Raw genomic sequence first — 19,723 nt, 5'->3', positions numbered from 1 at the left:
GAACCCCCGCTACATTGCGCTATCCATGCAGCGGCTTGCCTTACTCCCACGCGCTTTCGCGACTGTGTTTCCTCGTTTTCTGGGGGCCTTCGTGCTGGCGATTGCGCTGCTGACGGGGGCCGCCACCGGGCAGGCGCAGGAGAAATGGTTCCAAACAACCGAGCTGAACCCCGGCCTGCCGCCACCGCCTGAGACGCTGGACCGCGGCACACCGATGGCGGCGTTGGAAAGTTTCATCTACCTCACCGACAATGGCCACTATTCGGACGCGGCCCATATCCTTGACCTGTCGGACCTGCCGCAAGGGGATCAGGCGGTTATTGGGGCCGAGCGCGCTTTTCAGCTTTCCGTTCTGATGGAGCGCAAGGTCGTCGTGCCATGGCGCAGGCTGGCGGACCGGCCCGACGGCTGGCTCTCAGGCTCGGCCGAGGACAATGACACCGGGCGCGTGCGCCGCTCGCTCTTGATCGACCGGTTGGAACTGGGCGGCCATGACGTGCCGCTGCGGCTCAACCGGATCAAACCCGGTGAGGATGCCGAGCCAGTCTGGGTCTTCTCGCGCCAGAGCATCGATAACATTCCGCATCTTCACGCGCAGTATGGGCCGACGGACCTTGAGACGATGCTGCCCGACTGGCTGCGCATTCGCGCCTTTTGGGGCATGTACCTGTGGGAGGTGCTGTTCCTGCCCCTGCTGGTCGTCGTCGCCCTGACAGCCGGTTGGTTCGCCTTTAGCATCATGCGCCGCCTCGGACAGGCCGCCAAACGCCGCTGGATGCGCTTTGTGCTGCGCTCCTTCCGCTGGCCCGCCGCCATCGTGCTTTGCGCGGCAATCATTGGCACGGCCACCAGCAGGGTCTTGGTTGTCTCGGGCTTTATCGACGCGGTGCTCAGCCCGCTTTTGCTGATCGCCTATGTTACCGCCGCCGCCCTCGCCATTGTCTTTACCTTTGACGAGATCTTTGACCGGATCAGCCCCAACAACGCCTATGAGTTGGCCGATCCGATGAACGCCCATATGCGCTCTATCGCCACGACAATCGCGGCGGCGCGCAAAGGGGTGATCGTGATCGCCGTGCTGGTGGCCTCAGGGGTGATCCTCGTCTCCAGCAATGCGGACAACACCCTTGGCCTGTCGCTGCTGGCCTCTGCCGGTGCGGTGACCATCGTCTTGGGTTTCGCCGCGCGTGAGGTTTTAGGCAATATCCTCGCCTCTATCCAGATTGCGCTGAACCGCTCTGCACGGATCGGGGACCAACTGATCTTCGAAGGGCATTTCTGCACGGTCGAGCAAATTCACTTTACTTACGTGCAACTGCTCAACTGGAACGGCACCCGGCTGATCGTGCCGGTCAGCTATTTCGTCTCCGACGCCTTTGAAAACTGGTCGATCGAGGATCACGCCATGGTGCGCCCAATCATTCTGACCCTGTCGCAAAACGCCGATGTGGCAGCCCTGCGCCGCGTGTTCTTTGACCTCTTGGCCCGCGAAGACCCCGATGATGTCAAACCGATGGACAAGGCCAAGGTGCATGTGCTCGACCAAGATGCCTTTGGCATCAAGGTGCGCTTCGAGTTGCCCACCGACAATGCCGCCACCTTTTGGGATATCGAATGCCGCGTGCGCGAGGAACTTCTTGCCGCCGCCGCGCGGATGGAGAAAGAAGACGACGTCCGCATGTTGCCCCCCGCCCCCGCGGATATGGGCACCCCCTGACATCGCGCCGCTTGATGCAGCCCCTGCCGCAGGTTAGGCAGGCAGACCAATGACCCAAGGAGCAGGCAATGGAAAAACTCACATTCGGTTGGGAAGAATGGGTTGCCCTGCCCGATCTTGGCCTGCCCGCGATCAAAGCAAAAGTCGACACCGGCGCGCGCACCTCGGCGCTGCATGCCCATGACATCGAAGTTTTCGGCCCCGCCTCGAAACCCAAGGTGCGGTTCAACGTGCATCCCATTTCCGGGCGCGAGGATATCTCGATCACCTGTTCCGCCCCGATCATCGACCGGCGCGAGGTGACTTCCTCCAACGGCGAGTCTGAGCAACGTTTCGTCATCGCCACCACGCTTGAGGTCGGCGGCCAAAGCTGGCCCATCGACGTGACCCTGACCAACCGGGGCACCATGACCAGCCGCATGCTGCTGGGCCGTCAGGCGCTGACCGAACATATCAACATCTCGGCCACCGAACGACGGCTGCAACCTGACCTGAATTACGACGTTTACCACACCGCCAGCCTGCGCCACAAAGCGCCGCAGCGCGCCCTGCGCATTGCCGTGCTAAGCCGGGAAGACAACTACTCCACCCGCCGACTGGTCGAGGTTGGCGAGGCGCGCGGCCATGTGGTCGAAGTCATCGACACGACGCGCTGCTATATGGCGATCAACCAATTGGCCCCCGAGGTGCATTACGACGGCAAGCGCCTGCCGCGCTACGACGCCGTGATCCCGCGCATTGGCGCGTCGATCACCCCCTATGGCACCGCCGTGATCCGTCAGTTCGAGACGATCGGCACCTATTGCGTCAACGGCTCTGCCGGGATCACCGCGAGCCGCGACAAGCTGCACGCGCATCAGGTCTTGGCCGCGAAAAAGATCGGTATGCCGACCACGGCTTTTGCCGCATCGCCGAAAGACACTTCCAACCTGATGGCGCTGGTGGGCACCGCACCGCTGATCGTAAAGCTACTGGAGTCGACCCAAGGCAAGGGCGTCGTGCTGGCCGAAACCAAAAAGGCCGCCGAGAGCGTTATCGACGCCTTCCGCGGCCTGCGCGCCAACTTCCTTGTGCAGGATTTCGTCAAGGAAGCCGCCGGTGAAGATATCCGCTGTCTCGTGGTGGCGGGCAAGGTCGTGGCCTCCATGAAACGCACAGGTGCCGAAGGGGACTTCCGCTCGAACCTGCACCGGGGCGGCTCGGCCAAGGTCGTGCGCATCTCGAAAGAGGAACGCGACACCGCCGTACGCGCCGCCCGCGCCTTTGGCCTCGGCATCGCCGGTGTCGATCTGCTGCGGTCCGAAAGCGGGCCAAAGGTCCTTGAGGTCAACTCCTCCCCCGGTTTCGAGGGGATCGAGAATGCCACCAAGAAAGACATCGTCGGCAAGGTCTATGATGAGATCGAAGCCCGTGTGAAGCCGCAGCCCGCGCGGCGCCGCAAAGGCGGCTAGCGGGGGCGACAGCAGCCCCACCCGGCTCGGGGCCACTTTACGCCCCTGCCCGCAATCCCTATATAAAACGTCGAGAATGATGCGAGGCAAGAGATGACCGAACAGACCCAACCGCTCGAAGGGACACCGCTGATTGCGCCCTCTTCCACCGACCACCCGCTCTACGAGCAGGTCGTTGAGGCTTGTCGCACGGTCTATGACCCTGAGATCCCGGTGAATATCTATGAACTGGGGCTGATCTACACCATCGACATCAACGACGAGAATGAAGTCGACATCAAGATGTCGTTGACCGCGCCCGGCTGCCCCGTGGCCGGTGAGATGCCCGGCTGGGTTGCCGATGCGGTCGAGCCGATCGCCGGGGTCAAGCAGGTCAATGTGGCACTGGTTTGGGAGCCGCCTTGGGGCATGGACATGATGTCTGACGAAGCCCGTCTCGAACTGGGCTTCATGTAGCGGGCAGTCTCGCAGCGCGAACAACAGACGCCGTCGATGTAACTCATCGGCGGCGTTTTCTTTTGGCCGCTTCCCGCCGAGCGGGGTCACCGCGGATTGTTCATTTGACTGACATGATCCGGTCGTGAAACCGTTACATCGGGCACCCATAGAAGCCCCAGAACTTCATTCACGAACGGATAACATTATGCGAACACTTGTTTCTCTCGCCGCTCTGGCCCTCGCGCCCGGCATGGCACTGGCCGAGGCCCACGCCGCCGCGACACCGGTGGAATACGGCCCCCGCCCGGCCTATCTGGTGGACAAGCTGCCCGAGGGCGCATTGAAGGACAAGCTGGCCTCCTGCATGGGGCAAGACGCCACCAAAACCGATTTCTCCATCGGCCACCGTGGCGCGCCGCTGATGTTTCCTGAGCATACCGTGCAATCCAACGTCGCCGCCGCGCGCATGGGCGCGGGCATTCTGGAATGCGACGTGACCTTTACCGCCGATCATGAGCTGGTCTGCCGCCACGCGCAGAACGACCTGCACACCACGACGAACATCCTCGTCTCCGATCTGGCTGAGAAATGCACCACCGGCTTCACCGCCGCGTCGGGTGACACGCCCGCCAGCGCCGAATGCCGCACCTCCGACATCACCTTGGCCGAATTCCGCACCCTGACGCCCAAGATGGACAGCGCCGACAAGACCGCCACCACCGCCGAAGACTATCAGGGCGGCGTCGCGACTTGGCGCACCGAGCTTTACAGCGACAAGGCCGATCTGATGACCCATGCGGAATCGATCGAACTGTTCAAATCCCTGGGCGCCAAGTTCACGCCCGAGTTGAAATCCCCCTCTGTCGAGATGCCCCACGACGGTTTCTCGCAAGAAGACTACGCGCAGAAGCTGGTGGATGAATATGTCGCCGCAGGCATCCCCGCCTCCGACGTCTGGCCGCAGTCCTTCAACCTCGAAGACGTGCTTTACTGGGTTGAGAACACTCCGGAATTCGGCAAACAGGCTGTCTATCTGGTGCAATGGTCCGACGGTTTCGATGAGCAAAACCCCGAGACTTGGGCCGAGGATTTCGCCAATCTGAAAGCCAAGGGCGTGAACTACCTTGCCCCCTCGCTCAACATGATGCTGACCAATAAGGACGGCGCCATTGCCGCATCCGAATACGCCATGGCCGCGAAAGAAGCAGGGCTGACCCTGATCGCATGGACGCTGGAGCGTTCCGGCCCGCTCGCCTCCGGTGGCGGTTGGTACTTCCAGTCGGTCAATGACATCGTGACAGACGACAGCGACTATCTGGTGGCGCTGGATGTGTTGGCCCAAGACGTGGGCGTGGCCGGTGTCTTCTCTGACTGGCCCGCGACCGTGACCTATTATGCGAACTGCATGGGCCTCTGATCGGTCCTAGCCGTTAGAACGCCATCAGGGCCGCCCCCTCCCGGGCGGCCCTTTTCCGTGGCCGGGCTTGCATGGATTTCGCCTTCCTGCGACATTGCGGGAAACAAGGGGCAAGCCATGGAAACTTGGGCAATTTTTACCGGCGATATCGTGAAATCCTCCGCGATGAGCCGGGCGGAGTTGGATGCCATCTTTGCGCGCCTTGACGACGCCGCTGAGGCGCTGACTGCTTGGCAAGGGCAGCCCGCCCGGATGACCCGTTTTCGTGGAGATGGCTGGCAGATGGCCGTGGCGCCCGCCTTCACCTTCCGCGCAGCCCTCGTGCTACGCGCCACCGTGCGCCGCTGCGGCAAGACCGCCGACACCCGCTTTGGTATCGGGATCGGCCCCGCGCATTTCGCAGGGGACGACCTATCCCGCGCGGACGGAGTGGCACTGGTCAGCTCCGGCCACGCGCTCGACAACATGCCCCGCGCGCGACGCATGCACGCGCCCGACGCCCCCCTCGCCTTGCGCACGGCCCTGCCCCTCGCCGACCGGATCGCGGGCGGCTGGACCAAGCGCCAAGCCGATGTCGCCTATTACATGCTGGCCCCCGAACCGCCCGTCCAAGCAGAGCTTGCGCGGCAGTTTGACCTGACACAGCAAAGCGTGCAGGGCCATGTGGAGGCGGCGGGGATAGATGAGTTGCGGGAGGTCTGCCAGGTTCTCGAGGCGCGCAAAACAGCCCTTTAAGCCTGTTTTACCAAATTACAGCCAAATTAGACTGTTAAACACTATAAGAAAACACTTGTCCCGGCTCGCCATGGCTTTTCAAATGGACGCCATCACCAACTACCGGAATTTCTATGACCGAACAGGCCATCGCCACCGCTCTCGCCTGCCTGATCGCTCACTTGCTGGCCGATTTCGTTTTTCAAACCAATGCGATGGTCGCCGCCAAGCGCAAGCCGCAGGTGCTGCTGCTCCACGGCGCTATCGTCTTTGCCCTGACCGCATTGGCCCTCGGCGGCAGTTTGATCCCTGCCGCCCTCCTCGCGCTTGCCCATACCGCGATTGATGCGCTTAAGACCTACGCCGTGCCGGAGCACCAGCGCGACCGGCTTTGGCCCTACCTTACCGATCAACTTGCCCATCTCATCAGCATCGGGGTCCTTGTCCTCTATGCCCCCGATGCCTTTGCCAGCGGCATTTGGGCCGACCACAGCGGTACGCTCATCCCGCCTGCCCTGTTCCTTGCCGGGCTGATCACCGCGACCCTTGCGGGCGGTCCGGCGGTGGGCGGCCTGATGCTGCCGCACAAAGCTCAAGCCCAGCCGGACGGGCTGGAGAATGCCGGGCGGATGATCGGCCTGCTGGAACGCGCGTTGATCTTCCTCATGGTCATGATCGGCGAGCTTGCGGGCATCGGTTTTCTCATCGCGGCAAAGTCGATTCTGCGCTTTGACACCGTAAAAAAGAACCAGAAGATAAGCGAATACGTGATTATCGGCACGCTAGCCTCATTCGGCTGGGCGCTCATCGCCGCCTTCGCCACCAAGGCCGCAATGAATTCCTTCTGACGGCTTGAGATCGCCGCGCCGCACCCCTATCTTGGCGGCATAGGAGATTTGTGATGTTTGGCATTCCCGGCAAGCAAGCCGTTACCATGACCCCCAAAGCCGCTGGCCAGATTGCGAAGTTGATGCAATCGGCGGGCCACGCCGGGCTGCGCATTGGCGTCAAAAAAGGCGGCTGTGCGGGGATGGAATACACCATGGAATACGTCGAAGCGACCGACCCCAATGATGAGGTGGTCGAACAAGGCGGCGCGCGGGTGATGATCGCCCCCATGGCGCAGATGTTCCTCTTCGGCACCGAGATCGACTATGAGACCACGCTGCTCGAGTCCGGTTTCAAATTCCGCAATCCCAATGTGACCGAAGCCTGCGGCTGCGGCGAATCGATTAAATTCGACGAAAGCCTCGGCGCGAAGTAAGCGCGCCGATCGGCCCCGGCCTTGACGAAAGGCCACGGGCCTGCGAACTGATCTGGCAACATTAACAGATCAGGACGGAACCGATGCGCCCCAAAATCGCCGCCGGCAACTGGAAAATGAACGGCACTGCCGCCGCGCTGACAGAGCTTCACAGCCTTGCCACCGGCCTGCCCGACAACCCGCCGCAGGTCGTGATCTGCCCGCCCAGCACCCTCCTCTTTCGCGCCACCGACGCCACCCATGGCAGCCCGATCCAGATCGGCGCACAGGATTGCCATGCCGAAGAAGCGGGCGCCTACACCGGCGATATCTCCGCCGCGATGGTTGCCGACAGCGGGGCCAGCCATGTGATCCTCGGCCATTCCGAGCGCCGCGATGCCCACCGCGAGACCGATGCCGATGTGCAAGCCAAGGCTGTTGCCGCATGGGGTGCCGGTCTCACCGCCATCATCTGCATCGGCGAAAGCGAGGCTGAGCGGGACGCGGGCCAGACCCTCGACATTATCGGCGCGCAGCTCGACGGCTCCCTCCCCAATGCTGTGGAGGCCGGGAACACCGTTATCGCTTATGAGCCGATTTGGGCCATCGGCACCGGCAAGGTCCCCAGCATTGCGCAGATCAAAGAGGTGCATGACTTCATCCGCACCCGCCTGATCGGCCGTTTCGGCGCGGAGATCGGCAATGCGCTCCCCCTGCTCTACGGCGGGTCGGTAAAGGCTGCCAATGCGGTCGAAATCTTCGCGGTCGAAAACGTCGATGGCGCACTGGTCGGCGGGGCCAGCCTCAAGGCCGAGGATTTCGCGCCCATCGTGACGGCCCTCGCCCAGTCCTAAGCCAATGCGGGGCGGCGAAGACACCCGCCGCCCCGCCCTCTTACAGCGGCAGCATCGTCGTCGATTTGATCTCTTCCATCGACAAAAGCGCCGTGACGTTATGCACTTTCACCTCTGAAATCAGCGCCTGATAAAAGACATCATAGGCCCGCGCGTTCTTGACCCGCACCTTCAGGATATAGTCGATATCCCCCGCCAGACGGTGCGCCTCCTGCACCTCGGGCCGGTCTTTCAACGCCTGCAAAAACGCTGCCTGCCAAGCCGCCTCATGCTCTGACGTGCGGATCAGGACAAAGAAACAGGCCTCGAACCCGAGCGCTTCGGAATCCAGCACCACGGTCTGTTGGCCGATGACCCCGGCTTCGCGCAGCTTGCGTATCCGATTCCACACCGGCGTTTTCGAAGACCCCACTTCACGGGCAATATCGTCCAGCGATTGGCTCGCATCCCGTTGCAGCTGCGCCAAAATCTTCCGGTCGGTCTCATCAATTCGGACAGTCATTCTCTTCTCTCTCGCCCCGGCAGGACGTTCATACTCAACCCGCGGCCAAAGCGAACGCATGTTCTTATCTGCGCCAGCATATAGCCAATTATCGGGAATATTTCCTATATAAGAGGTCACGTCAAACAGAATACAGGGCGCATCATGGATCACTTTCCCATCTTCCTTGCCACCCGCGGGCAAAAGATCCTCCTCTCCGGCGGCGGCGAAGCCGCTCTGGCCAAGCTGCGTCTGCTGATGAAAACCGAAGCGGCGCTGCATGTCTTCGCCCCCGACCCGGCGGCAGAGATCGTCGACTGGCAAGCGGCAGGCAAGCTCACCCTACATCGCCGCCCCCTCACCGCCGCCGATCTCCCCGGCGCGCGGCTGTTCTACGCGGCGGATGAAGATGACACGCTGGATGCCGAGAATGCCGCGCTGGCCCATGCGGCGGGCGTGCTGGTCAACATCGTCGACAACCTGCACGACAGCGAATTCATCACCCCCGCCATCGTCGACCGCGATCCGGTGACCGTGGCCATCGGCACCGAAGGCGCCGCCCCGGTGCTGGCCCGCGCCATCAAGGCCGATTTGGAAGAGCGTCTGCCCGTCACCCTCGGCCCGCTGGCGCGCATCGGCAAAGGCTTTCGCAAACTGGCCGATGCCCTGCCCATGGGCCGCGCGCGCCGTGATTTCTGGCGGGAGTATTATTTCGCCACCGGCCCCCGCGCCATGGCTGAGGGCAAGGATACCGTGCGCCCGGCGCTGAAGACCCTGCTGCACACCCACCTCACCCGCAAGGCCCGCGCAGGCCATGTGGCCTTTGTTGGCGGCGGCCCGGGCGACCCGGAACTGCTGACGCTCAAGGCCCGCCGCGCGTTGGATGAGGCCGATGTGGTGATCTACGACCGTCTGATCAGCCCCGAGATCCTCGAACTCGCCCGCCGCGAAGCGCTGATGATCGACGTCGGCAAAGAGGGTTTCGGCCCCTCCACGGCCCAGGAGCACATCAACGCCCTGCTGGTCGAACACGCGCAAAGCGGCGCGCAGGTGGTGCGGCTGAAATCCGGCGATGCCACGGTCTTTGGTCGGCTCGACGAAGAGATCGACGCGGTCGACGCCCATGGCATCGGCTGGCACATCGTGCCCGGCATCACCGCCGCCTCTGCCGCCGTGGCGGGCATCGGGCAGAGCCTGACCAAACGGGGCCGCAATGCCTCGGTTCGGTTCCTCACGGGGCATGACATGAAGGGTTTCGCTGATCACGATTGGGCCGCCCTCGCGCGCCCGAATGAAGTCGCCGCGATCTATATGGGCAAGAAATCCGCCCGTTTCGTCCAAGGGCGCCTGCTGATGCACGGCGCCGACCGCGCCACACCCGTCACCGTGATCGAAAACGCCTCGCGCGCCGATCAACGGGTGCTGTCGACCACGCTGAACGATCTGCCGCGCGATCTGGCCGATGCCGAAATGACCGGCCCCGCGCTCACCTTCTACGGCCTCGCCCCGCGCGCCGCCGTCCAAGTTGCCACCGAAACCCCGCTAGAGGAGCTGGCCTGACATGCCCAAACCCTTCACCCCCAAGGTCATCACCGCCAATGCGCTGCTCGAAGGCGATGTGGTCTATCAAACCGCCACCGGCTGGACCCGCAAACTGAGTGAAGCCGAAGTCCTCACCGATGAGGCCGACGCCGACCTGCGCCTGATCGACGCGCTGAGCCAACAGGATTTGGTCGTCGGCGTCTACCTCGCCGATGTGGCCCCCGAAGCGGGCGGCCCCCGCCCCACCCATTTCCGCGAAGAGTTCCGCGCCACCGGCCCCTCAAACTACGCCCACGGCAAACAGGAGACCGTCTGATGTACAGCTACACCGAATTCGACGACAAATTCCTCGCCGAGCGCAACGCCCAGTTCCGCGCCCAAGTCGAGCGCCGCATCGACGGCTCGCTCACCGAGGATGAGTTCAAACCCCTACGCCTGATGAACGGCCTCTACCTGCAACTGCACGCCTATATGCTGCGGGTGGCGATCCCCTATGGCACGCTGAACAGCGCCCAGATGGATCAACTCGCCTATATCGCCGAGCGGTGGGACAAGGGCTACGGCCATTTCACCACCCGCCAGAACATCCAGTACAACTGGCCCGAATTGCGCGACGTGCCCGATATGCTCGACGCGCTGGCCGAGGTGAAGCTGCATGCGATCCAGACCTCCGGCAACACGATCCGCAACGTGACGGCAGACCATTTCGCCGGGGCCGCCGCCGATGAGGTCGCCGACCCCCGCCCCGTGGCCGAGCTGATCCGCCAGTGGTCCACCGACCACCCCGAGTTCCAGTTCCTGCCGCGCAAGTTCAAGGTCGCCGTCACCGGCGCCGCCGCCGACCGGGCGGTGATCAAAGCCCATGACATCGGCCTGCGCATCATCGAACGCGATGGCGAACAGGGCTTCGAAGTCATCGTCGGCGGCGGTCTTGGCCGCACCCCGATGATCGGCAAGGTGCTCTATGAATTCGTCAGCGCCGACGATCTGCTGCCCACGCTCGAAGCCATCGTCAGCGTCTACAACGTGCTGGGCCGCCGCGACAATAAGTACAAGGCGCGCATCAAGATCACCGTGCACGAGAACGGCATCGAAGACATCCGCGCTCGGGTCGATGCGCAATATGCGCTGATCCGCGACCAGTTCACCGGCGTCGATCAGCAAATGCTGTCGCGTATCGAAGCCGACTTTGCAGCACCCGCGTTCAAAACCGCCTCACTCGGGGCTTACGAGTCCGCCTATACCAATGACCCGGCCTTCCGCGCCTGGGCCGATACCAACCTCGCCGCGCACCGCGCGCCCGGCTATGCCATCGTCTCGATCAGCCTCAAGGCCCATGGCGCCACGCCGGGCGACGCGACGGCAGACCAAATGCGCGTGATGGCCGACCTCGCCCGCCGCTTTGGCCATGACGAGCTGCGCATCAGCCATGAGCAGAACGTGATCCTGCCCCATGTGCACCGCAGCGACCTGCCCGAACTACACGCCGCGCTGAAAGAGGCGAAACTGGCCACCGCCAACATCGGCCTGATCTCGGACATCATCGCCTGCCCCGGCATGGATTACTGCGCGCTGGCCACCGCGCGTTCCATCCCCATCGCGCAGGAAATCGCCACCCGTTTCGACGAGCTAAAGCTCGAGCATGACGTGGGCCCGCTCAAGATCAAGATCTCCGGCTGCATCAACGCCTGCGGCCACCACCACGTGGGCCATATCGGCATCCTCGGCCTCGACCGCGCAGGTGTGGAAAACTACCAGATCACCCTCGGCGGCGACGGCACAGAAAACGCAAGCCTCGGCACCCGCACCGGCCCCGGCTTCTCGGCCGAGGAAATCATCCCCGCCATCGAACGCCTCGTTCTGGGCTATCTCGACCTGCGCAACGATCCCGGCGAGACGTTCTTGCAAGCCTACCGCCGCCTCGGCCTCGCGCCATTCAAAGCCGTGCTCTACCCCGAAGCGGCAGAGAAGGATCGGGCCAATGCCGCTTGATACCCCTGAACTTCATCCTTTCTCAAATACCGATGCGCCGCCCCCCGAGGGGCTGCGCGCGGTCGAGGAAAAGGTGGCACGGCTCAACGCCGACCTGCGCCACCACGGGGCGACGGATGTGATCCGCCGCGCCGATACGGAGATCGAGAACCTCACCCTCGTCTCCAGCTTCGGCGCGGAATCGGTGGCGCTGTTGCACCTCGCCTCCATGGTCTCGCGGGACATCCCGGTGCTCTTCATCGACACCGAGATGCTCTTTGCCGAAACCCTCGTCTACCAGCAGGAACTGAGCGAGCGCCTCGGCCTGCGCAATGTCACCACCCTGCGCAGCGCAGAAATCGCAGCACAGGATCCCGATGGCACGCTGCACCAATATGACACCGATGCCTGCTGCGCCCTGCGCAAGACCCGGCCCCTGCAAAGCGCGCTGGCGGGCTATGACGGCTGGATCACCGGGCGCAAACGTTTTCAATCGGGCAGCCGCGCGGCCTTGGAGTTTTTCGAGACCGAGATCCCCGAAGACGGTGCCGCGCCGCGCATCAAGGTGAACCCGCTGGCCTATTGGGCCAATTCCGATGTGGCCGACTACATCACCGAAAACCGCCTGCCCCGGCATCCGCTGGTGGCCAAGGGCTACCCATCGATCGGCTGCGCGCCCTGCACCTCGCCCGTGGCCCCGGGCGAAGACCCGCGCGCCGGGCGCTGGCGCGATCAGAACAAAGAAGAATGCGGCATCCATTTTGTGAACGGCAAAGTGGTCCGAACAGGAGACAAATCATGAGCGTACTCGTCACCGACACAGGCTTCACCGCCGACGACTGGACCCAAGGCTATTGCGAGGATGGCGCCGCGAACGATTGCCGCGCCGTCGATCTGGCCTCTGACGCCGATGCCCATGCCCTCAGCCTGACCCCGGCGCTTGAGATGATCCGCGTCGATTTCCCCTCTTTCGCGGATGGGCGCGGCTTTACCATCGCCCGCGTCCTGCGCCTGCGCGGCTACAAGGGCCGCCTGCGCGCCCGCGGGCATGTGCTGGCCGATCAATATGCCATGGCCCGCCGCGCCGGGTTCGATGAGGTCGAGATCGACGAGGATCTGGCCGCCCGCCAGCCTGAGGACCAATGGCGCGCCCGCGCCGATTGGCAGGCCCATGACTATCAGTCCCGCCTGCGCGGTGCCGCATCCGGACCGGCGACCGCGGCCAAATAGGCCGCTTCATTGCCCTCCCCCCTTCCTTGCCATAAGTAGAGGCCGCAACCCGATTTGCGGAAACCATGATGACCGAGCAGAGCACAGTGAACCAAACCGCCGCCAAGCCCGTCCCGACATTGCCCGACGCCCAGACCGTGACTTCGGTCACCCACTGGACCGATCAGCTTTTCTCGTTCCGGGTAACCCGGCCCGCTTCCCTGCGCTTTCGCTCGGGCGAGTTCGTGATGATCGGCCTGATGGGCGATCCGCATCCCGAAACCGGCAAGCAAAAACCGCTCTTGCGCGCCTATTCCATCGCCTCGCCCGCGTGGGACGATGAGTTGGAGTTCTACTCGATCAAAGTGCAAGACGGCCCGCTGACCTCCAAACTGCAACACATCCAGCCCGGCGATCAGATCATCCTGCGGCCCAAGCCCGTGGGCACACTGGTCCATGACGCGCTTCTGCCCGGCCACCGGCTGTGGATGTTCGCCACCGGCACCGGCTTTGCCCCCTTCGCAAGCCTGCTGCGCGAGCCTGAGACCTATGAGAAATTCGACGAGGTCATCGTCACCCACACCTGCCGCGATGTGGCAGAGCTTGAGTATGGCCGCCAGTTGATCGAAGGGCTGAAGGCTGACGAGCTGATGCAGGAACTCATCGGCCCGGAAAACCTTGCCAAGATTCGCTATTACCCGACCACCACCCGCGAAGAGAGTCCCAAGATGGGCCGGATCACCAATCTTTTGCAGGATGGCACGGTCTTCAAAGATCTGGGCGTGCCCCAAATCAATGCCGCCCATGACCGCGCCATGGTCTGCGGCAGCCTTGGTTTCAACAAGGATATTATGGAGATTCTCGAAGGCTTTGGCCTCACCGAGGGTGCCAATTCCGACCCCCAGCATTTCGTCGTCGAAAAGGCTTTCGTCGGCTGAGCCAAATTAAGCCTTACGAAAGGTCGCAGCGTTACAACCAAGGTGTCGGCGCAGCTTTGCCGACGCTTTGGCAGAACCCTGCGCATCCCGAAAACGCCCCCTTCCGCTGCACTGCGGCAGGGCTTAGCTGACGCCTTGCGAGCGCGGGGGACTGCCGCGCGAAACGCAACCACAGGCGAAAGGCATATCAATGGCGAGCAATGGGACCCCGACCCCAAAGAAAGTCTCCGATCTGGCAACTCAGAAGGCCGACCTGTCCAGCACGGCGCTGATCGGCATCTTCGGCAGCGACAGCACGCCCGGCGCGCTGATCCGCGAAGGTGGCGGCAAAATCTCACGCGTCGAAGTGGGCGATCAGGTCGCTGGCGGCGTCGTCTCCGCCATCGGACAAGGGACGTTGGTGCTCTCCAGCCGCCGCGGCAATCAGGTGCTGCGCCTGCCGCAGGGCTGAAACCTTGGGGGAGGCGCGGCGCGCGCCTCTTGACCTGCCGCGCGGGGCAGTGCACATCCCGCGCATGAGCAAGACAGCATTGATCACCGGCGCATCGCGCGGCCTTGGGGCCGCATTGGCAGAAGCCTTGGCCCCCACCCACCACATCATCGCGGTCGGTCGCACGACCGGCGCGCTTGAAGAGTTGGACGACCGTATCCAAGCCAAGGGCGGCAGCGCCACCTTGGCGCCGATGGACATCACCAACGCCGATGCCATGGCCGTGCTCTGCCGGGGCATCCATGACCGCTGGGGCGGGCTTGACCTTTGGCTGCACTGCGCCGTCCATGCCGCCCCGTTGACGCCCACCGATCACATTGACGCCAAGGATATGGAGAAATCCATCGCCGGAAACGTCACCGCCACCGCGCGGCTGATCACCTTTGTCTCGCCGCTTTTGGGGGCGGATGGCACGGCGGTCTTCTTTGACGATCCGCGTGCGGGCACGAAATTCTTCGGCAGCTACGGCGCCACGAAGGCCGCGCAGATCGCGCTGGCGACCTCTTGGCAGGTCGAGACCGCGCAGATCGGCCCCCGTGTCCATATCCTCACGCCCGAGCCGATGCCCACCGCCACCCGCGCCCGCTTCTTCCCCGGCGAAGACCGCGCGGCGCTGAGCGACACCGCCACGCAGGCCGCTGCGGTATTGGCGCAACTGTCGGAAAACTCCGCCTCCTGAACCGCGCGGCACCGGCGCGCTGCGCTTGCCGCCGGTCCGCCCCTCGCCTATCAAGGCAAAAAGGGGCCATTCATGCGTATTTTGATTACAAACGATGACGGCATCAACGCGCCCGGTCTGGCCGTGCTGCGCGCCATTGCCGAGGAACTGGCCGGGCCTACGGGCGAGGTCTGGACCGTGGCACCGGCGTTTGAGCAATCCGGCGTCGGCCATTGCATCAGCTACACCAAGCCGATGATGATCACGCAATTGGACGACCGTGTCTTCGCCACCGAAGGCTCCCCCGCCGATTGCGTCCTTGCCGCGATCCACGACACGATGACCGCCGCCCCCCCCGATCTGGTGCTCTCCGGCGTGAACCGGGGCAATAACGCGGCTGAAAACGCGCTCTATTCCGGCACGCTTGGCGGCGCGATAGAAGCGGCGTTGCAGGGGCTTCCGGCCATCGCCCTGTCGCAATACTACGGCCCCGCCAACCGCGATCTGGCCGATCCTTTTGAGGCCGCCGCCCACCATGGGGCCGAGACCTGCCGCCGCATTCTAGATCACAGCCCCAAGGAAGACGCGGCCTATGGGCTTTTCTACAACGTGAACTTCCCGCCCGTAGCGGGCGCTGATGTGCGCGGCATCCGGCTGGCCCCGCAGGGCCGCCGCCCCGGCACCGGGTTTTCGACCGAAGCACATCTGTCGCCCTCAGGCCGCCGCTTTTTGTGGATCAAGGGCGGCGATCAACGCGTGCAGACGGCACCGGGCAGCGATGCCTGCGTCAACCTTGACGGCTATGTCTCAGTCACCCCGATGCGCTGCGACCTGACGGATCACGCGGCCCTCGAAACGCTGGCGGGCATCAACGGATGAATGAGCCACCCATCTCTGAAGCGGAACGCAAAATGCAGTTCCTCTACGCGCTACGCTCCAAAGGCGTGACCGATGCGCGCGTGCTCACAGCGATGGAAGCGATCGACCGCGGCCCCTTCATCCGCGGCCTCTTTGCCAGCCGCGCCTATGAGGATATGCCCCTGCCCATCGCCTGCGGCCAGACCATCAGCCAACCCTCTGTCGTCGGGCTCATGAGCCAAGCCTTGCAGGTATCGTCGCGCGATAAGGTGCTCGAAATCGGGACCGGCTCGGGCTATCAGGCCGCGATCCTCAGCAAGCTCGCCCGGCGGGTCTATACGATCGACCGGCACCGCCGTCTGGTGCAAGAGGCGCGCGGTGTCTTCGAGGCGATGGATCTGACCAATATCACCGCGATCACCGCCGATGGCAGCTTTGGCCTTGCCGAACAGGCCCCCTTTGACCGGATCATCGTGACCGCCGCCGCCGAAGACCCGCCCGGCCCCCTGCTCGCGCAGCTAAAAGAGGGGGGCATCATGGTGCTGCCCGTCGGCCAATCCGACACGGTCCAACACCTCATCCGCGTGCGAAAGACCGCTGATGGGCTGGAATACGACGAATTGCGTGCCGTGCGCTTTGTCCCCCTGCTGGAAGGCTTGGGCAAGGACGGCTAATAGGTTACAGAGACACGGACAACGCCCCATACCGTCTGGGGGCGAAGATGAGGACTTGCAGATGCGCCAAACACGCTTGCGCCGCCCCATGCGGCTGACCCTAATGGCCGGGACCAGTGCGATACTGCTGGCAGGTTGCGAAAATCAGCCCTTGGATTACGACATGCGCAGCACCTTTGGCGATGGGTTCTCCACCGCTGAAGCCGCACGCGGGCCTTTGGCAGACCGGCCAAAACCCGACGCCCGGGGCGTGATCTCTTATCCCAATTACCAAGTCGTCGTCGCCCGCCGGGGCGATACGCTGAAAGACGTGGCCGCGCGTGTGGGCGCCGACAGCGGCGAATTGGCCCGCTACAACGGGATCGATCAGGGCGTCCCGCTCCGCCAGGGTGAGATCATCGCCCTGCCCCGCCGAGTCTCTGAGCCTGCGCCGGGCACCAATGGCGCCGTGGACATTACCACCCTTGCCGGCAGCGCCATCGACCGCGCCCCGGCGACCCCCAGCGTCCAGACCCAAAGCCTGCCGCCCGCAGGCACCAGCACACCCGCACCACAGCCCGCCGCAGCACCGCAGGCGAAAGAGCCTGTGCGCCACCGGGTCGAGCGGGGCGAGACCGCCTATACCGTGGCGCGCCTTTACAACGTGCCGGTCAAGGCGCTGGCCGAGTGGAACGGCCTCGGCCCCGATTTCGCGATCCGCGAGGGCCAATTCCTGCTGATCCCGGTCGAGAAACAGGCGCCCCCGCGTCAGGCGACCAACACCGAGTCGAGCGCCGCCGCCTCGCGCCCCGTGCAGCCGGTCACCAGCGCACCCGGCGCAGGCACCCCCACGCCCACGCCGCCCTCCGCCGCCAAACCGCTGCCGCAGGATGAGACCGCACAGCCCCTGCCGCCCAAGGTCGAGCCGAAAGAGCCTGTGGCCGATGTGGGCAAGCCCACTGCCCCGGCAAAGGCGACCAAGATGACGCCGCCGGTCCAAGGCTCCATCATCCGCGCCTATTCCAAGGGCAAGAACGAGGGGATCAACATCAAAGGCAGCCCCGGCGGGCCGGTGAAAGCCGCCGAGGCGGGCACCGTCGCCGCGATCACCAAGAGCGCCGAGGGAATCCCGATCGTCGTGGTGCGCCATGCCAACAACCTGCTCACGGTCTATGCGAATGTCGACGGCGTGAATGTGGCCAAGGGCGATAGCGTCAGCCGTGGCCAGCAGATTGCCAAACTGCGCGGCGGATCGGAATCGCATGTGCATTTCGAGGTGCGCAAAGGCTTTGAGAGCGTCGATCCGACGCCCTATATTCAGTAACCAAACGACAAAGGGCCCGCAGAATATGCGGGCCCTTTCGCCAATACCGTCCGGCGCTCAACCGCCCGAAACGGGAACGCCTTTCCGGCCAGCCAAATCCACGAAATACTGCCAAGCCACCCGGCCCGAGCGGGCGCCGCGTGTTGCCTGCCATTCGACAGCCTCGGCGCGCAATGTGTCGTCGTCGATCTCCACGCCGAAGGCATCGCAATAGCCGCGGATCATCGCCAGATATTGGTCCTGATCGCAAGGGTGGAACCCCAGCCAGAGCCCGAACCGGTCAGAGAGAGAGACCTTTTCCTCGACCGCTTCGGAAGGATTGATCGCGCTGCCGCGCTCGTTCTCGATCATGTCGCGCGGCATCAGGTGGCGGCGGTTCGATGTGGCATAGAGCACGACATTCTCGGGCCGCCCTTCGATGCCACCGTCCAGCACGGCCTTCAGCGATTTGTAATGCGCGTCGTCATGGCCAAAGCTAAGGTCGTCGCAAAACAGGATGAACCGCTGCGAGGCCCCGCGCAGGAGGGACAGAAGCCGCCCGACCGAAGGCAGGTCTTCGCGCTGCAATTCAACGATGCGCAATGCTTCATGTGATGCTTGAACTTCCGCGTGTATCGCTTTGACAAGGCTGGATTTCCCCATGCCCCGCGCCCCCCAGAGCAGCGCGTTGTTCGCAGGCAGCCCCGCCGCGAATTGGCGGGTGTTGGCCAAGAGCGTATCCCGCGCCCGATCCACCCCCACCAAAAGCGGCAGGTCGATCCGCGCGACCTGCGGCACGGGCACCAGACGGTCGGGGTCGGTGTGCCAGACGAAGGCAGTGGCCGCATCGAAGTCCGGCGCGGCGAGCGGCGCGGGAGACATACGCTCCAGCGCCGCCGCGATACGGTCCATCGGATCATTGATCACAGCAGGTCTTCCTCGTCTTCGTCGTCAAAGTAGCCCTCTTCGCGCAGCTTTTCGTTGCGCTTTGTCTCGACCCGGCGCACGAGGAAGATCGAGATTTCGTAGAGGCCATAGACCACCACGAAAAGGATCACCTGCGTGATCACATCCGGCGGGGTGACCAGCGCGGCCAGCACAAGGATCGCCACCACCGCATATTTGCGCACATTGGCCAGTCCTTCGGAACTGACCAGCCCCGCCTTGCCCATCAGTGTCAGCAGAACCGGGAGCTGGAAACACAGGCCAAAGGCCACGATGAATTTGATCGTGAGCGACAGATACTCCTGCGCCGAGCCTTGGAAGGCGATGGCGGCAATGCCGTTCTCACCATCCGGCCCACCGACCAGCGTGCCCGCTTGTTGGAAGCCAAGGAAGAAGTCGAAGGCCAGCGGCGTGACGACGTAAAAGGCGAAAGCCGCGCCAAGGAAGAACATCACCGGCGAGGAGATCAGGAAGGGCAGAAAGGCCCCCTTCTCATTCTTGTAAAGCCCCGGCGCCACGAAGCGCCACAGCTGGTAGCTGATGAAGGGGAAGCCCAGCACCAGACCGCCCAAGAGAGAGATCGAGATCGCGACGAAGAAACCCTCTTGCAGCTTGATCAGGATCAGCCCGCAATCCTCTTGCCCCCGTTCCGCCATGGCCGAGCAGAGCGGTTCGGTCAGGAAGTTAAAGATCGGGTTCCAGACGGTAAAGCAGATCACCATCCCGATGATGAAGGCGATGACCGAATGGATGAGCCGCGTGCGCAGCTCGGCCAGATGCTCGATCAACGGGGCGGAACTGTCGTCGATCTCGTCATAATCGTCGGTGGCGCTCATTCAAC

Annotated in this window: 22 protein-coding genes; 19 read left to right on the top strand and 3 right to left on the bottom strand. The window is 63.6% G+C overall.

The annotated features are described in order from the left end of the window. Positions 1–25 precede the first annotated feature (25 nt). The 8 genes from ACGYK9_RS14295 to tpiA all read left to right on the top strand — a co-directional run bounded on the left by ACGYK9_RS14295 (position 26) and on the right by tpiA (position 7,834). Positions 26–1,717, top strand: a complete 1,692-nt coding sequence (locus ACGYK9_RS14295; RefSeq protein WP_394422566.1) for a mechanosensitive ion channel family protein — start codon at positions 26–28, stop codon at positions 1,715–1,717. Positions 1,718–1,785: 68 nt separating this feature from the next. Continuing rightward, positions 1,786–3,168 carry a 30S ribosomal protein S6--L-glutamate ligase gene (gene rimK / locus ACGYK9_RS14290; RefSeq protein WP_394414517.1) on the top strand — a complete coding sequence of 461 codons (1,383 nt, stop codon included), beginning with the start codon at positions 1,786–1,788 and terminating at the stop codon, positions 3,166–3,168. A 93-nt stretch (positions 3,169–3,261) separates the two neighbouring features. Further along, positions 3,262–3,624, top strand: a complete 363-nt coding sequence (locus tag ACGYK9_RS14285) for an SUF system Fe-S cluster assembly protein (protein ID WP_209218051.1) — start codon at positions 3,262–3,264, stop codon at positions 3,622–3,624. A 187-nt stretch (positions 3,625–3,811) separates the two neighbouring features. Continuing rightward, positions 3,812–5,023, top strand: coding sequence for a glycerophosphodiester phosphodiesterase family protein (locus tag ACGYK9_RS14280; protein ID WP_394414514.1), 1,212 nt, complete (start codon positions 3,812–3,814; stop codon positions 5,021–5,023). A gap of 117 nt (positions 5,024–5,140) precedes the next feature. Further along, on the top strand, positions 5,141–5,758 hold the full coding sequence (locus tag ACGYK9_RS14275; protein ID WP_394414511.1) for a hypothetical protein: 618 nt from the start codon (positions 5,141–5,143) through the stop codon (positions 5,756–5,758). A gap of 113 nt (positions 5,759–5,871) precedes the next feature. Continuing rightward, positions 5,872–6,585: a DUF3307 domain-containing protein gene (locus ACGYK9_RS14270; RefSeq protein ID WP_394414508.1), complete on the top strand. Its 714-nt coding sequence runs from the start codon at positions 5,872–5,874 to the stop codon at positions 6,583–6,585. Between the two features lie 53 nt (positions 6,586–6,638). Next, the gene (locus tag ACGYK9_RS14265) at positions 6,639–7,001 is read left to right on the top strand and encodes a HesB/IscA family protein (RefSeq protein ID WP_394414505.1); all 363 of its coding nucleotides are present in this window, start codon (positions 6,639–6,641) and stop codon (positions 6,999–7,001) included. 83 nt (positions 7,002–7,084) lie between these two features. Then, positions 7,085–7,834 carry a triose-phosphate isomerase gene (gene tpiA, locus ACGYK9_RS14260; RefSeq protein ID WP_394414503.1) on the top strand — a complete coding sequence of 250 codons (750 nt, stop codon included), beginning with the start codon at positions 7,085–7,087 and terminating at the stop codon, positions 7,832–7,834. A gap of 40 nt (positions 7,835–7,874) precedes the next feature. Here tpiA and ACGYK9_RS14255 read toward each other — a convergent pair whose 3' ends face one another. Then, positions 7,875–8,336, bottom strand: coding sequence for an Lrp/AsnC family transcriptional regulator (locus ACGYK9_RS14255; protein ID WP_067265010.1), 462 nt, complete (start codon positions 8,334–8,336; stop codon positions 7,875–7,877). A gap of 144 nt (positions 8,337–8,480) precedes the next feature. On the opposite strand from ACGYK9_RS14255, the gene cysG reads away from it, so the two are divergent. The 11 genes from cysG to ACGYK9_RS14200 all read left to right on the top strand — a co-directional run bounded on the left by cysG (position 8,481) and on the right by ACGYK9_RS14200 (position 17,958). Next, a complete protein-coding gene (cysG, locus tag ACGYK9_RS14250) occupies positions 8,481–9,875 on the top strand; it encodes a siroheme synthase CysG (RefSeq protein ID WP_394414500.1) in 1,395 nt (464 codons plus the stop codon). Between the two features lies 1 nt (position 9,876). Then, on the top strand, positions 9,877–10,173 hold the full coding sequence (locus tag ACGYK9_RS14245) for a DUF2849 domain-containing protein (protein WP_136720162.1): 297 nt from the start codon (positions 9,877–9,879) through the stop codon (positions 10,171–10,173). Beyond that, entirely contained in the window at positions 10,173–11,849 is a 1,677-nt protein-coding gene (locus tag ACGYK9_RS14240; protein WP_394414497.1) for a nitrite/sulfite reductase, read from the top strand. Before ACGYK9_RS14245 ends, ACGYK9_RS14240 begins: the two co-directional genes overlap by 1 nt. After that, on the top strand, positions 11,839–12,630 hold the full coding sequence (locus tag ACGYK9_RS14235; protein ID WP_394414494.1) for a phosphoadenylyl-sulfate reductase: 792 nt from the start codon (positions 11,839–11,841) through the stop codon (positions 12,628–12,630). Before ACGYK9_RS14240 ends, ACGYK9_RS14235 begins: the two co-directional genes overlap by 11 nt. Next, entirely contained in the window at positions 12,627–13,058 is a 432-nt protein-coding gene (locus ACGYK9_RS14230; RefSeq protein WP_394414491.1) for a DUF934 domain-containing protein, read from the top strand. Before ACGYK9_RS14235 ends, ACGYK9_RS14230 begins: the two co-directional genes overlap by 4 nt. Positions 13,059–13,126: 68 nt before the next feature. Then, positions 13,127–13,975 (top strand): ferredoxin--NADP reductase, encoded by an 849-nt coding sequence (locus tag ACGYK9_RS14225; protein WP_394410396.1) that lies wholly within the window; start codon positions 13,127–13,129, stop codon positions 13,973–13,975. 190 nt (positions 13,976–14,165) lie between these two features. Then, a complete protein-coding gene (locus ACGYK9_RS14220; protein ID WP_067267925.1) occupies positions 14,166–14,426 on the top strand; it encodes a pilus assembly protein PilZ in 261 nt (86 codons plus the stop codon). A 64-nt stretch (positions 14,427–14,490) separates the two neighbouring features. Further along, positions 14,491–15,144, top strand: coding sequence for an SDR family oxidoreductase (locus ACGYK9_RS14215; protein WP_271687608.1), 654 nt, complete (start codon positions 14,491–14,493; stop codon positions 15,142–15,144). A gap of 72 nt (positions 15,145–15,216) precedes the next feature. Continuing rightward, a complete protein-coding gene (gene surE / locus ACGYK9_RS14210) occupies positions 15,217–16,002 on the top strand; it encodes a 5'/3'-nucleotidase SurE (RefSeq protein WP_394414486.1) in 786 nt (261 codons plus the stop codon). Beyond that, positions 15,999–16,655, top strand: a complete 657-nt coding sequence (locus tag ACGYK9_RS14205) for a protein-L-isoaspartate(D-aspartate) O-methyltransferase (protein WP_067267929.1) — start codon at positions 15,999–16,001, stop codon at positions 16,653–16,655. The genes surE and ACGYK9_RS14205 overlap by 4 nt, the downstream gene beginning before the upstream one ends. Before the next feature lie 61 nt (positions 16,656–16,716). Next, on the top strand, positions 16,717–17,958 hold the full coding sequence (locus tag ACGYK9_RS14200) for a peptidoglycan DD-metalloendopeptidase family protein (RefSeq protein ID WP_394414483.1): 1,242 nt from the start codon (positions 16,717–16,719) through the stop codon (positions 17,956–17,958). A gap of 57 nt (positions 17,959–18,015) precedes the next feature. On the opposite strand, the gene ACGYK9_RS14195 is transcribed toward ACGYK9_RS14200, so the two are convergent. Together ACGYK9_RS14195 and tatC are read right to left on the bottom strand one after the other, a co-directional pair. After that, entirely contained in the window at positions 18,016–18,864 is an 849-nt protein-coding gene (locus ACGYK9_RS14195; protein ID WP_394414480.1) for an ATP-binding protein, read from the bottom strand. After that, complete coding sequence (tatC, locus tag ACGYK9_RS14190; RefSeq protein ID WP_067267932.1) at positions 18,861–19,718, bottom strand: twin-arginine translocase subunit TatC; 858 nt, start codon at positions 19,716–19,718, stop codon at positions 18,861–18,863. Before tatC ends, ACGYK9_RS14195 begins: the two co-directional genes overlap by 4 nt. Positions 19,719–19,723: the final 5 nt, after the last annotated feature.

It is taken from the genome of Sulfitobacter sp. 1A15258 (assembly GCF_043557045.1).
Lineage (GTDB): Bacteria > Pseudomonadota > Alphaproteobacteria > Rhodobacterales > Rhodobacteraceae > Sulfitobacter > Sulfitobacter faviae.
The sequence above is the reverse complement of the archived record's forward strand: the minus strand, read 5'-3'. Positions and strand labels throughout refer to the sequence as shown.